This window comes from Actinomadura sp. NPDC000600 (genome assembly GCF_040492135.1).
Classification (GTDB): Bacteria; Actinomycetota; Actinomycetes; order Streptosporangiales; family Streptosporangiaceae; genus Spirillospora.
In genome coordinates this window covers 1-13,107 of record NZ_JBEUPD010000073.1, presented here as the reverse complement: position 1 = coordinate 13,107, position 13,107 = coordinate 1, and the positions used below count along the sequence as shown (strand labels likewise).

Sequence of the window (13,107 nt, the reverse complement as noted above, 5' to 3'; positions counted from 1 at the left end):
CAGTACTTCCCCGCCGGCGCCTTAGCGGCGTTGGTCGCGGCCACCAGGAGCACGTTGCCGTTCAGGGGGACGGTGTTCTCCACGCGGGGCTTGCCGGTCGGGCGACCGCGGGGAGCGGGCGGCGCAGCCACGCGGTCAGCACCCGGTTGCGGGCCTGCCGGCGGCGGCGGGCCGCCGGATCGCGGCCCGCGGCCGCCGGATGGTGGTGGACGACCAGTTCCGGCACGTAGGCGAGCCCCCATCCGGCGGCGGCCAGGTCGAGGGCGAGCAGTTCCTCCTCGCCGCCGAAGTGCAGGACGTCGGAGAAGCCGCCGACGCCGAGGTAGGCGTCCCTGCGGACGACGACGGAGCAGGCCAGGAAGCCGAGGACGGCCGGTCCCGGGAGGTCCTCGGGGCGGCCGAGGGGCGAGCGGGCCATCGCCTCGGAGACGGGGTCGAGCCGCTCCTCCTCCCCCACCAGGACCCTCGCGGCGAGCAGCGCGGTCCGCGGATGGGCGTCGAGGAGCTCGACCGCCCGCTCCAGGGAGCCCGGGGCCCACCAGGAGTCGTCGTCGGCGAAGGCCACGTAGCGGGCGGCCGCGAGCTGGGCCCCGGCGTTGCGGGCCGCCGCGCCCCGGTTGGACGGCAGCCTCAGCACGGTCGCCCCGGCCGCCTCGGCGGCGGCGGGGGTGCCGTCGCTGGAGGCGTTGTCGACCACGATGACCGGGGCCGTGTGGTGGCCGAGGCTGCGGCGCAGTTCGGCGGCCCGGTCGCGGGTCGCGACCACGATCGTCACGTCCGGCATGCGGTGGTCTCCTCAGCTCACGTAGCGGCGGGCCTTGGACGCGCGCTGGGACGCCTCCAGGCGGCGCAGCCGGTCCTCGACGTCGCGGGGCAGCGTCCTGCGCTCTCGGGCCACCCAGGCCAGCCCCGCGGCGGCCTCGGCGAGCGCGGCGGCCGTCACGCGGTCGCGCGGCAGGGTGCGCAGCAGGACGGCCGTCCGGCGGAGGGCGACCGGGAGCGGGCGGCGCAGCCAGGTGAACCACAGGGTGTTGCGGATGCCGTGGCGGCGCCTCAGGTGCGCCTCGCGGACGGGGGACGGCTCGTGGCGCACGACGACGTCCTCGGCGAAGCACAGCTGCCAGCCCAGGGCCATCAGGTCGGCGCTGAGCAGTTCCTCCTCGCCGCCCAGCCACAGCCGCGGGGAGAACCCCCCGGCCTCGCGGAACGCCTCCAGGCGGACCATGGAGGCGCCCGCCAGGAACGAGCCGAGCGCCGGGCCCGGCAGCCACGGCGGTCCGGGGACGGGCGAGTGCCGCAGCTCCGGGACGATCGGGTCCTCGCGGCCGCCGGGCTCCACCAGGATCCGGCCGGTGACGACGGCGAGCCGCGGGTGCGCGTCGAGGAGGCCGGCGGCGGTCGACGGCGCGTCCGGGTCCCACCGGATGTCGTCGTCCCAGAACGCGGCATAGGGCGTGCGGACATGGTCGGCGGCGAGGTTGCGCGCGACGGCGCCGAGGTTGCGCGGCGAGCGGATCAGCGTGACCTCCGGGAACTCCTCCGCGACGGCGTCGGCGGTCCCGTCCCGCGAGGCGTTGTCCACCACGATGACCGGCGCCCGCTCGGTGAGCGCGCGTGCGGCGGCCAGGGCGGCGAGCAGGGACCGCCGCCGGTCCCGGGTGATGACGACGACGGTGAAGCGCATGAATCGGCCACTACCCCCCACCTTCTCCACTATGTGCACGAATGCCGCATCACCTGCCACTTCTATTACCTGCGACTCTTCTGGTAACAGCGTTTAGGGGGCTACTTCTCGGCAATGTCCCGAATTACCTATAGGGGATTCCGTTCCGGCCGCTCCGTGCCGGGGCGCGGTGCCTAAGACGACGGCACTTCCCCTCCCTCACCGAACGCTGCGCCGAAACGGGGTACTCATGCGCGTGCTCGGAATCAACGCGATCTTCCATGACCCGGCCGCCGCGCTGGTGTCGGACGGCACCGTCGTCGCCGCGGCCGAGGAGGAGCGCTTCAGCCGGCGCAAGCACGGAAAGCGGCCGGTGCCCTTCTCCGCATGGGAATTGCCGGAGCGGGCCGCCCGGTGGTGCCTCGATGAGGCCGGGCTGGAGCCCGGCGATCTCGACGCCGTCGCCTACTCCTACGATCCCGGACTCGTCGAGCCCGGGATCGACGGCCACGACGCCCAGTGGGAGCGCCTGCGGACGCTGTACGCGCAGCGCGCCCCCAACTTCCTCGCGACCGCGCTGCCGGGCCTCGATCCCGGGATCGTCCGGTACGTGCCGCACCATGTGGCGCACGCCGCGTCCGCCGCGCTCGCCGCGCCGGGGCCCGGCGAGGGCGACGTCCTGGTCCTGGACGGCCGCGGCGAGTCGCACTCGCACCTGGCCGGGACGTACGAGGGCGGCGAGCTGACGCCGCTGCGCGCCCAGCGCCTCCCGCACTCGCTCGGGCTCATGTACGAGGACCTCACCGAGCACCTCGGCTTCCTGCGCTCCAGTGACGAGTACAAGGTCATGGCGCTCGCGTCCTACGGCGAGCCGCGCTTCCTGGACGAGCTCCGCGAGCACGTCCGCGCCACCGAGGACGGCGGCTTCGCCGTCGCCCCGATCGACTGGGGCTCCCTGGCGAAGGCCCGCAGGCCCGGCGCCGAGTGGACCCGCGACCACGCCGACCTCGCCGCGAGCGTCCAGACCCGCCTGGAGGAGGTGGTCCTGGACCTGGCGGCCTGGCTGCACGGCCGGACCGGCGCCCGCCGCCTGATGCTCGCCGGCGGCGTGGCCCTCAACTGCGTCGCGAACTCCCGGCTGGCCGAGGCCGGGCCCTACGAGGACGTCTGGGTCCAGCCCGCGGCGGGCGACGCCGGGACGGCGCTCGGCGCCGCCCTGCACGTCGCGCGGTCGGGCGGCGACCCGCCGGCCGCCATGCCGGGCGCCGACCTCGGCCGGGGATGGGACGAAGCGGAGATCGCCGCGCGGCTCGATACCGCCAGGATCCCCTACGAGCGGCCGGACGACCTGGCCGCCGCCGTCGCCGACGCCCTGGCCCGCAACGAGGTCGTCGCGTGGTTCCAGGGGCGCTCGGAGTTCGGCCCGCGCGCGCTCGGGCACCGCTCCCTCCTCGCCCATCCCGGCCATGCCGGGAACGTCGAGCGGCTCAACGACGTCAAGGGCCGCGAGCAGTTCCGGCCCATCGCGCCGATGGTCGCGCTCGACCACGCCTCCGAGATCTTCGAGGGTCCGCTGCCGAGCCCCTACATGCTGTTCGTGCACCGGGTGCGGCCCGGGTGGCGCGAGCGGATCCCCGCCGTCGTGCACGTCGACGGCACCGCCCGCGTCCAGACGGTCGACGCCGCCGACGAGCCGCTGCTGGCCCGCCTGCTGGAGGAGTTCCGCCGCCGCACCGGGCTGCCGGTCATGGTGAACACCAGCCTGAACACCGCCGGGCGCCCCATGGCGGACGACCCGCGCGACGCGCTGGAGTGCTTCGGCTCGGCGCCGGTCGACCTGCTCGCCATCGGACCGTTCGTGGTGCGCCGCCGGGAGGTGCACGCCCGATGAGCCACACCGTCGTCATCCCGACGATCGGCAGGCCGAGCCTGCGCGTCACCCTGAAGGCGCTGCTCACCGCGCTGGAGGACGGGGCGGGCCCGGCCCCGCACGAGATCATCGTCGTGGACGACCGCCCGGCGCCCGGCGCGCCGCTTCCGCTGCCGCCGTCCGCCGGGCCGGAGATCCGGGTGCTGCGCTCCGGGGGCCGCGGCCCCGCCGCCGCGCGCAACACCGGCTGGCGCGCCGCCACGACCGAGTGGGTCGCCTTCCTGGACGACGACGTCGTCCCCGGGCCGAAGTGGCCCGCCCGGCTGGCGGCCGACCTCGCCGGCCTGCCGCCCGAGGTCGGCGGCTCCCAGGGCCGCGTCACCGTCCCGCCGCCGGACGACCGGGCCCCGACGGACTGGGAGCGCAACACCGCCGCGCTCGCGGACGCCGAGTGGATCACCGCGGACATGGCCTACCGCCGCGGCGTGCTCGCCGAGCTCGGCGGCTTCGACGAGCGCTTCCGCCGCGCCTACCGCGAGGACGCCGACCTGGCACTGCGCGCCATGGACGCGGGGCACGGCCTCGTCCTCGGCGAGCGTCGGCTGACGCATCCGGTCCGCCCGGCCGGGTTCTGGGCGTCGGTGCGGGCGCAGGCCGGGAACGCCGACGACGTCCTCATGTGGCGCGTGCACGGCCCGGACTGGCGCCGCCGCGCCGGCGAGGGCCCCGGTCTGCTGCGCCGCCACGCCGCCACCACCGCGGCGGGACTGCTCGCCCTCGCCGCGCTCCCCGCGGCGCCCCGCGGCCGCGGCGGCGCGGCCGTCGCGCTCACCGCCGCGGGAGCCTGGGCGGGCCTCACCGGGCGGTTCGCCTACGAGCGGATCCGGCCGGGGCCCCGCACCCCGGGCGAGGTGGTCAGGATGCTGGTCACCAGCACCGCCATCCCGCCCGCGGCGGTCTGGCACCGCCTGCGCGGCCTGGCCGTCCACCGGCGGGCGCGGGCGTGGGGCGGGCCGCGCGCCGTGCTGTTCGACCACGACGACACGCTGATCAGGGACGTCCCCTACAACGGCGACCCGGCACGGGTCGAGCCGATGCCGGGCGCCCGCCGCGCCCTCGACCGGCTGCGGCGGCACGGCGTCCGCATCGGCGTCGTGTCCAACCAGTCCGGGATCGCCAAGGGGCACATCACCGCCGGGGACGTGCGGCGCGTCAACGCCCGCGTCGAGGAGCTGCTCGGCCGCATCGACGTGTGGGAGTTCTGCCCGCACGACGGCGGCGACGGCTGCGCGTGCCGCAAGCCGCGCCCGGGGCTGATCGAGCGCGCCGCCGAGCGGCTCGGGGTGGCACCGTCCGACTGCGCCGTCATCGGCGACATCGGCGGCGACCTCGAGGCCGCCGCCGCGGCCGGGGCGCGCGGCATCCTCGTCCCCACCGACCGGACCCGGCGGGCGGAGGTCGCGCGGGCGCGGGAGACCGCGCCGACGCTGGACGCCGCCGTCGATCTCGTCCTCGGCGGAAGGCGTCGCCGATGAGAGTCCTCGTCGCACGCCAGGACAACATCGGCGACGTCCTGCTCGCCGGCCCCGCCGTGCGGGCGGTCGCCGAACGCGCCGACGAGGTCGTGCTGCTGTGCGGGCCGCGCGGGCGCGCCGCGGCCGACATGCTGCCCGGCGTCGACCGGGTCGTCGAGTGGCGCGCCCCGTGGATCGACCCGGACCACGTGCCCGTCGAGCAGGCCGCGGTCGACCGCCTCGTCCGCGAGCTGAAGGGGTTCGACCGGGCCCTGATCCTGACCTCGTTCCACCAGTCGCCGCTGCCGCTCGCGCTGCTGCTGCGGCTCGCCGGGACGCCCTGGATCGGCGGCATCAGCGAGGACTACCCGGGGTCGCTGCTCGACCTGCGGCACCGGCCCGACACCGACGTGCCCGAGCCGCTGCGCATGCTGGCGCTGGTGGAGGACGCCGGGTTCCCCTCCCCCGGCGACACCCGGCTGCGGGTCCGCGGCCCGCTGCCCGACATCGACCACCTCACCGGCGGGCCCGGCTACGTGGTGGTGCACCCCGGGACCTCCGTCCCCGCGCGCGCCTGGCCGCCCGGCCACTGCGCCGAGGCGGTGCGGCTGCTCGTCAGGGCGGGGCGCCGCGTGGTCGTCACCGGCCACAAGGACGAGAAGGACCTGACCGCCCTGGTCGCCGGGGAGGACGGCCTCGACCTCGGCGGGCGCACCAGCCTGCCCGAGCTGGCGTCGGTGCTGCGGAGCGCCTGCGCGGTCGTCGCCGGCAACACCGGCCCCGCGCATCTGGCGGCGGCCGTCGGCACGCCGGTCGTGTCGCTGTTCGCGCCGACCGTCCCGGCCGCCCGGTGGGCCCCCTTCGGCGTCCCGCTGGCGCTGCTCGGCGACCAGCGGGCGCCCTGCAAGGACAGCCGCGCCCGCGAGTGCCCGGTGGACGGCCACCCCTGCCTGTCGTCGGTGAGCGCCGACGAGGTGGCCGCCGCCGTGGAGATCGTGGCGTCGGACGAGTTCGGCGCGCCGGCCAGGGAGGTGCCCGCCCCGTGAGAGTCCTGATGTGGCACGTGCACGGATCGTGGGCGACCTCGTTCGTCCACGGCCCGCAGACCACGCTCGTCCCCGTCACCCCCGACCGGGGCCCGGACGGGAAGGGCCGCCCCGACACCTTCCACTGGCCCGACCGGGCGGTCGAGGTGCCGCCGGAACGGCTCCGCGGCGAGGACGTCGACGCCGTCGTGCTCCAGCGCCCCCACGAACTGCGGCTCGCGGAGGAATGGCTCGGGCGGCGCCCCGGACGCGACGTCCCCGCCGTCTACGTCGAGCACGACACCCCGCGCCGGACCCCGTCCGACGTGGGGCTCCCCGAGGAGGTCGTCCCCGACAGCCGCCATTTCCTGCACGACCGCTCCGACATCCCCGTCGTGCACGTCACGCACTTCAACCAGCTGTTCTGGAACTGCGGCCGCGCCCCGACCACGGTCATCGAGCACGGCGTCGTCGACCCCGGCTACCGGTACACCGCCGAGCTGCCGCGAGCCGGCGTCGTGATCAACGACCCGCTGCGCCGCGGGCGCGTCGCCGGCGCCGACCTGCTGGCCGGCCTGGCCGCCGCCGTCCCCCTGGACCTGTTCGGGATGAACGTCGCCGGCGCGCCGGAGCGGCTCGGCATCCCGCACGAGTCGCTCTGGACCTTCGAGGACCTGCCGCAGGCGAGGATGCACGAGCAGCTCGCCCGCCGCCGCGTCTACGTCCACCCCTACCGGTGGACCTCGCTCGGCCTCGCGCTGATCGAGGCCATGATGCTCGGCCTCCCGGTGGTGGCGCTCGCCACCACCGAGGCGGTCGAGGCGGTCCCGCCCGAGGCCGGGGTGCTGTCCACGCGCGTCGCCGCCCTGGCCGACGCCGCGCGGACCCTGGCGTCCGACCCGCCGCGCGCCCGCCAGATGGGCAAGGAGGCGCGGGCCCATGCCGTCGACCGGTACGGGCTCGCGCGGTTCCTGCGCGACTGGCGGCGAACTCTCCAGGAGGTAACGCGATGAGGATAGCCATGATCTCGGAGCACGCGAGCCCCCTCGCCGCCGGGCGCGGTCCCGCCGGCAAGGGGCTGGGCGGCGCGGACGGCGGCGGGCAGAACGTGTTCGTCGCGGAACTGGCCGCCGAGCTCGGCAGGCAGGGGCACCGCGTCACCGTCTACACGCGCAGGGACGCGGCCGCCCTGCCCGAGCGGGTCCGGTTCGCGCCCGGCGTGACCGTGGAGCACGTCCCGGCGGGCCCGGCCGAGCACGTCGCCAAGGACGACCTGCTGCCGTGGATGCACGACTTCGGGAGGTACCTGGAGCGGCGCTGGGCCGACGACCCGCCCGACGTCGCGCACGCCCACTTCTGGATGAGCGGCCTCGCGGCCGTCCAGGCCACCCGGCCGGCGGGGGCCGCGCGCGTCCCGGTCGTGCAGACCTACCACGCGCTCGGCGCCGTCAAGCGGCGCCACCAGGGCGACGCCGACACCAGCCCCGCCTCCCGCGTCCGGCTGGAGCGCGCGATCGGGCGCGCGGCCGACGCCGTCGTCGCCACCTGCTCGGACGAGACCGCCGAGCTGACGGCGATGGGCGTCCCCCGGGACCGCGTCCGCGTGGTGCCGTGCGGGGTCGACCTCGACCTCTTCTCCCCCGGCGGCCGGGCCGGCGCCGGGGGCGGGCGGCACCGGCTCGTCGTGCTGTCCCGGCTCGTCGAGCGCAAGGGCGTCGACACCGCCGTCCGCGCGCTGGCGCAGCTGCCGGACGCCGAGCTGCTGGTCGCGGGCGGGCCGCCGCGCGACGGCCTCGGCGCCGACCCCGAGGTGCGCAGGCTGCGCCGCGTGGCGGCGGACGCCGGCGTCGCCGGACGGGTGGAGTTCCTCGGCAGGCTCGGCCGCGAGCAGGTCCCGCCGCTGCTGCGCTCGGCGAGCCTCGTCGTCACCCTGCCCTGGTACGAGCCGTTCGGCATGGTGCCGCTGGAGGCCATGGCCTGCGGCGTCCCGGTGGTGGCGACCGCCGTCGGCGGGCACCTCGACACCGTCGTCGACGGCGTCACCGGCGCGGTCGTCCCGCCGCGCGCCCCGGAGAGGGCCGCCGATGCGATCCGGCGGCTGCTGGACGATCCGGCGAAACGGGCCGCGATGGGCCGCGCGGGAGGCGAACGGGCGCGCGAGCACTACTCGTGGGCCCGGGTCGCCGCCGACACCGCCGGGGTCTACCGGCACGCCGCCGCGCTGAGCGAGGTGGCCGCCTGATGACCGCGCAACCCGGCATCGGGACACGCACGTCCACCCTCCACGACCAGCGGCTCGAGGAACTCGCCGAGGCCGCGCTGCGGTTCCGCGAGCAGGTCCCCACCCTCGAGGCGTGGGGCCGGCGCCTGGCCGGCGTCCTGCGCGCCGGCGGCCGCCTGCTCGCCTGCGGCAACGGCGGCAGCGCGGCGGAGGCGCAGCATCTGACGGCCGAACTCGTCGGCCGCTTCGAGGACGAGCGGCGGCCGCTGTCGGCGATCCCGCTGCACGGCGACACCTCCTCGTTCACCGCGATCGGCAACGACTACGGCCCGGCCAACGTGTTCGAGCGGCAGGTGCAGGCGCACGGCCGCCCCGGGGACGTGCTGGTGTGCCTGTCGACCAGCGGGCGCAGCCCCAACGTGGTCGCCGCCGCGCGCCGGGCCCGGACGCTCGGGCTCGCGGCCTGGGCGGTCACCGGGCCCGGCCCGAACCCGCTGGCCGCCGCGTGCGACGACGCGATCACCGTGCGGGCCGCCTCGACCTCGACCGTCCAGGAGATCCACCTCGCCGCGATCCACCTGCTGTGCGGGGCGGTCGACGACGCGCTGGGGGTGCGGCATGACTGAGCGGAGCCCGCGCGGCGGCGGAAGGAGCGCCGCCCGCGCCCGCCGGCACGGGCGGCCGTCCCTCCGGAAGGAGGTGCCATGACGGCGCCACTGGTCGTGGTGGGCGACGTCCTGCTCGACATCGACGTCGTCGGCAGCAGCAGCCGGCTCTGCCCGGACGCGCCCGTCCCCGTCGTCGAGCAGGCCGAGGAGCGGCCCCGCCCCGGCGGCGCGGGCCTGGCCGCGCTGCTCGCCGCGGCGGGCGGCCGCGAGGTGGTGCTCGTCACCGCGCTCGCCGACGACGATCCGGGCCGGCGGCTGCGCGCGATGCTGGAGCGGCACGTGGAGGTGGCGGCGCTCCACCTGCACGGCGGGACCCCCTGCAAGCTGCGCCTCCGGTCCGGCGGCCAGTCGGTGGCGCGCCTGGACGCCGGGGACGGGCAGGCCCTCGACGGGCCCGTCGGCCCCCGCGTCACCGAGGCGATCGCCGGAGCTGGCGCCGTGCTGGTCTCCGACTACGGCCGCGGCGTCTCCCGGCACAGCGCGGTCCGCTCCCTGCTCGGCGGGCTGCCCCCGAGCGTGCCCGTCGTGTGGGACCCGCACCCGCGCGGCGAGCCGCCGGTGCCCGGCGTCCGGCTGCTCACCCCGAACGAGGAGGAGGCCGCCCGGCTCGCCGCGGCCGACGGCGCCGACATCACCGGGTTCGGCCTGTCGGCCGCCGGGCGGCGCGGCCGGCACCTCGGCCGGTCCTGGGGCATCGAGGGCGTCGCGGTCACGCTCGGCGCCGAGGGCGCGCTGCTGTGCGACGGATCCGAGGCGCCGTTCCTCGCCCCCGCCCGGCCCGCCCGCGGCGACTCGTGCGGCGCGGGCGACAGCTTCGCCGCCGGGGTCGTCGGCGCGCTCGCCGACGGCGCGGACCTGCCCGCGGCCGTCACCCAGGGCGTCGACCGGGCCTCGGAGTTCGTCCGCGCGGGCGCCGCCGCGGCCGTCGCGGCGCAGCTCGCCGAGACCGGCTCGGCCCGGCTCGTCCCCGAGCGCGGCGAGGACGCCTGGGACGTCGTCGAGCGGACCCGGCGGGCGGGCGGCACGGTCGTGGCGACCGGCGGCTGCTTCGACCTGCTGCACGCCGGCCACGTCAGCCTGCTGCAGCAGGCGCGGCGGCTCGGCGACTGCCTGATCGTCTGCGTCAACTCCGACGCCTCGGTCCGGCGCCGCAAGGGGCCCTCCCGCCCGGTGACGCCCGCCGCCGACCGCGTCCGGGTCCTGGAGGCGCTCAGCGACGTCGACGCCGCGCTGGTGTTCGACGACGACACCCCGGCGCCGCTCCTGGAGCGGCTGCGCCCCGACGTGTGGGTCAAGGGCGCCGACTACGCCGGGACCGCCCTGCCCGAGGCCGAGACGGTCCGGGCCCACGACGGCGAGGTGGTCCTGCTGCCTCTCCTGGAAGGGCGCTCCACCACCCGCCTGCTGTCGACCACGAAGGGAAACGCGTCATGAACGTCCTCATCACCGGCGGCGCCTCCGGACTCGGCGCGGCCGTCGCGCGGAAGGTCGCCGACGACGGCGGTCGCCCCCTCATCCTGGACCGGCACCCTCCGAAGCAGGACTTCGAGCACATGCAGGCCGACCTCGCCGACCGCCGCTGCGCCGAGCGCGCCGTGCACGGCCTCGCGCGCGCCGCCGGCGGGCTCAACGCCGTCGTCACCGCCGCCGGCATCGACGCCTGCGGCGCGCTGTGCGAGGTCCCCGCCGAGGACTGGGAGCGGGTCGTCCAGGTGAACCTGCTCGGCACCGCCGCCGTCGTGCGCGCCGCGCTGCCGTACCTGGAGAACGAGCCGCAGGGGCGGGTCGTCACCGTCGCCTCCACCCTGGGGTTCCGCGCCGTGAGCGACGCGACCGCGTACTGCGCGTCCAAGTTCGGCGTCGTCGGCTTCACCCGGGCGCTCGCCGCCGAGACGGCCGGGAAGGTCGCCGTCACCATGGTGGTGCCGGGCGGCATGGACACCGCGTTCTTCGACGACCGCGCCGACCAGTACAAGCCCGGCCCGGACGCGAAGCTGAACCGGCCGGAGAACGTGGCCGCGGCCATCGCGTTCGCGCTCGCCCAGCCGCCCGGCTGCGAGGTCCGCGAGCTGGTCGTGTGCCCCTCGGAGGAGCCCTCGTGGCCGTGACGGCCGCCTCGCCGGCGGGCGGAGCGGCGCGCGGGGCGCTGGTGCTGCGGGCGCTCGGCCTCGGCGACCTGCTGACCGCCGTCCCGGCGTTACGGGCGCTGCGGCGCGGGATGCCCGAGGCGCGGATCACGCTCGCCGCGCCGCCGGTGCTCGCGCCGCTCGCCCGCGCGACCGGCGTGGTCGACGACGTCCTGCCGGCGGACGGCCTGGAGGCCCCGCTGCCGCCCGCGGGGCCCGTGGACGTCGCGGTCAACCTGCACGGACGGGGTCCGCAGAGCCACCGGCTCCTCGCGGCCCTGGAACCGGGGCGGCTGCTGGCGTTCGCCTGCCCCGGCGCGCCGCACTCCGGCGGCCCCGCCTGGGACCCCGGCGAGCACGAGGTGGCCCGCTGGTGCCGGCTGGTCGCGGCCTACGGGTTCGACGCCGACCCCGCCGACCTCGGCCTGCCGGCGCCGGCGGCGGCCTCCCCCGCGCCGGGAGCCGTCGTCGTCCATCCCGGTGCGGCGTTCCCGGCGCGCCGCTGGCCGCCCGAGCGGTTCGCGGCCGTCGCGGCGGCCCTGCGGGACGGCGGGGAGCGCGTCGTCGTGACCGGCGGCCCCGGCGAGGCCGGCCTCGCGCGCCGCGTCGTGGAGCTCGCCGGGCTCGGCCGCGCCGCCGACCTGTCCGGCCGCACCCCGCTGCCCGGGCTGGCCGCGCTCGTAGCGCAGGCCCGGCTCGTCGTCTGCGGCGACACCGGGGTCGCGCACCTGGCGACCGCCTACCGCACACCGTCGGTGCTGCTGTTCGGACCGACGCCGCCCGACCGGTGGGGGCCTCCCGACCGCGCCGAGCACCGCGTCCTGTGGGCGGGGCGCCGCGGCGACCCGCACGGACGCGAGCCCTGCCCCGGGCTGCTGGAGATCACAGCCGACCAGGCCGTCGAGGCCGCCGGGAGGGCACTCGCCCGCCCGAACCGATGAGGGGACAAGATGAGACATCCACGCGCCGTCGTCACCGGGGGCTCCGGCTTCCTCGGCTCCCACCTGTGCGAGGCGCTGCTCGCCGAGGGCATCTCGGTGGTGTGCCTGGACAACCTGCTGACCGGCACCTCCCGCAACATCGCGCACCTCGCCGAGCGGCGGGACTTCCACTTCCTGAAACGCGACCTGACCGAGCCGGTGAACGTCCCCGGCGACGTCGGCTACGTCTTCCATCTGGCGTCCGCGGCGTCCCCCGCCGACTACCTGAAGTACCCGATCCAGACCCTGGAGGTCGGCAGCCAGGGCACCCGCAACGCGCTGGACCTCGCCGAGGCCAAGGGCGCGCGCTTCGTCCTCGCCTCCACGTCCGAGGTGTACGGGGACCCGCTGGTGCACCCGCAGCCCGAGTCGTACTGGGGCAACGTCAACCCGGTCGGCCCGCGCAGCGTGTACGACGAGGCGAAGCGGTTCGGCGAGGCGCTGACGTCGGCGTTCCGGCACTCCCGCGGCCTCGACGCGGCGATCGTGCGGATCTTCAACACCTACGGCCCCCGGATGCGGCCCGACGACGGCCGCGCGATCCCGACGTTCCTGCGCCAGGCGCTGACCGGGGAGGACCTCACGGTCACCGGCGACGGCTCGCAGACGCGCTCGATCTGCCACGTGGACGACACCGTCCGGGGCATCGTCGCGCTCGCCCTCTCCGACCATCCCGGGCCGGTCAACATCGGCAGCCCCTACGAGATCTCGATGGCCGACCTGGCGCGGCTGGTCATCGACCTGACGGGATCGACGTCCCGCATCCGGTTCGTCGACCGCCCGCAGGACGACCCGCGCGTCCGGCGCCCCGACACCGCGCTGGCCGAGGAGGTGCTCGGGTGGGCACCGCGGATCTCCATCGAGGAAGGCCTGCGCACCACGATCGAATGGTTCGCCAGGGAGCTGGTCGTCGCGCGGCCCGCCTGACCGCCCGGCACAGGCGCGGGGGGGGGGGCCCGGGGGCGGGTGGGGGCGCCCCCCCCCGACCCGCCGGGGGGGGGGGGGCCGCCGGGCCCGCGGCGCGCCCGACGCCCCGGCGG

Annotated in this window: 12 protein-coding genes; 10 read left to right on the top strand and 2 right to left on the bottom strand. The window is 77.1% G+C overall.

Going from position 1 to position 13,107, the window contains the following annotated elements; all coding sequences use genetic code 11:
* Window positions 1–61: 61 nt before the first annotated feature.
* Complete coding sequence (locus ABWI07_RS43165; protein WP_353822099.1) at window positions 62–784, bottom strand: glycosyltransferase family 2 protein; 723 nt, start codon at window positions 782–784, stop codon at window positions 62–64.
* 12 nt (window positions 785–796) lie between these two features.
* Entirely contained in the window at window positions 797–1,684 is an 888-nt protein-coding gene (locus ABWI07_RS43160) for a glycosyltransferase family 2 protein (RefSeq protein WP_353822098.1), read from the bottom strand.
* A 229-nt stretch (window positions 1,685–1,913) separates the two neighbouring features.
* Here ABWI07_RS43160 and ABWI07_RS43155 point away from each other — a divergent pair, with 229 nt between their 5' ends.
* The 10 genes from ABWI07_RS43155 (at window position 1,914) to ABWI07_RS43110 (ending at window position 12,994) form a co-directional block, all read left to right on the top strand.
* A complete protein-coding gene (locus ABWI07_RS43155) occupies window positions 1,914–3,554 on the top strand; it encodes a carbamoyltransferase family protein (RefSeq protein ID WP_353822097.1) in 1,641 nt (546 codons plus the stop codon).
* Window positions 3,551–5,068, top strand: a complete 1,518-nt coding sequence (locus ABWI07_RS43150; RefSeq protein WP_353822096.1) for an HAD-IIIA family hydrolase — start codon at window positions 3,551–3,553, stop codon at window positions 5,066–5,068. The genes ABWI07_RS43155 and ABWI07_RS43150 overlap by 4 nt, the downstream gene beginning before the upstream one ends.
* Window positions 5,065–6,093 carry a glycosyltransferase family 9 protein gene (locus ABWI07_RS43145; RefSeq protein WP_353822095.1) on the top strand — a complete coding sequence of 343 codons (1,029 nt, stop codon included), beginning with the start codon at window positions 5,065–5,067 and terminating at the stop codon, window positions 6,091–6,093. The genes ABWI07_RS43150 and ABWI07_RS43145 overlap by 4 nt, the downstream gene beginning before the upstream one ends.
* Window positions 6,090–7,085 (top strand): glycosyltransferase, encoded by a 996-nt coding sequence (locus tag ABWI07_RS43140; protein WP_353822094.1) that lies wholly within the window; start codon window positions 6,090–6,092, stop codon window positions 7,083–7,085. The genes ABWI07_RS43145 and ABWI07_RS43140 overlap by 4 nt, the downstream gene beginning before the upstream one ends.
* Before the next feature lie 8 nt (window positions 7,086–7,093).
* Entirely contained in the window at window positions 7,094–8,314 is a 1,221-nt protein-coding gene (locus ABWI07_RS43135) for a glycosyltransferase (RefSeq protein ID WP_353822093.1), read from the top strand.
* Entirely contained in the window at window positions 8,314–8,919 is a 606-nt protein-coding gene (locus ABWI07_RS43130) for a D-sedoheptulose-7-phosphate isomerase (protein ID WP_353822092.1), read from the top strand. The genes ABWI07_RS43135 and ABWI07_RS43130 overlap by 1 nt, the downstream gene beginning before the upstream one ends.
* Window positions 8,920–8,997: 78 nt before the next feature.
* Window positions 8,998–10,395, top strand: coding sequence for a PfkB family carbohydrate kinase (locus ABWI07_RS43125; protein WP_353822091.1), 1,398 nt, complete (start codon window positions 8,998–9,000; stop codon window positions 10,393–10,395).
* Window positions 10,392–11,069 carry an SDR family NAD(P)-dependent oxidoreductase gene (locus ABWI07_RS43120; RefSeq protein ID WP_353822090.1) on the top strand — a complete coding sequence of 226 codons (678 nt, stop codon included), beginning with the start codon at window positions 10,392–10,394 and terminating at the stop codon, window positions 11,067–11,069. Before ABWI07_RS43125 ends, ABWI07_RS43120 begins: the two co-directional genes overlap by 4 nt.
* Complete coding sequence (locus tag ABWI07_RS43115; RefSeq protein ID WP_353822089.1) at window positions 11,060–12,028, top strand: glycosyltransferase family 9 protein; 969 nt, start codon at window positions 11,060–11,062, stop codon at window positions 12,026–12,028. The genes ABWI07_RS43120 and ABWI07_RS43115 overlap by 10 nt, the downstream gene beginning before the upstream one ends.
* A gap of 9 nt (window positions 12,029–12,037) precedes the next feature.
* Window positions 12,038–12,994 carry a UDP-glucuronic acid decarboxylase family protein gene (locus tag ABWI07_RS43110; protein ID WP_353822088.1) on the top strand — a complete coding sequence of 319 codons (957 nt, stop codon included), beginning with the start codon at window positions 12,038–12,040 and terminating at the stop codon, window positions 12,992–12,994.
* The last annotated feature ends 113 nt before the right edge of the window (window positions 12,995–13,107 follow it).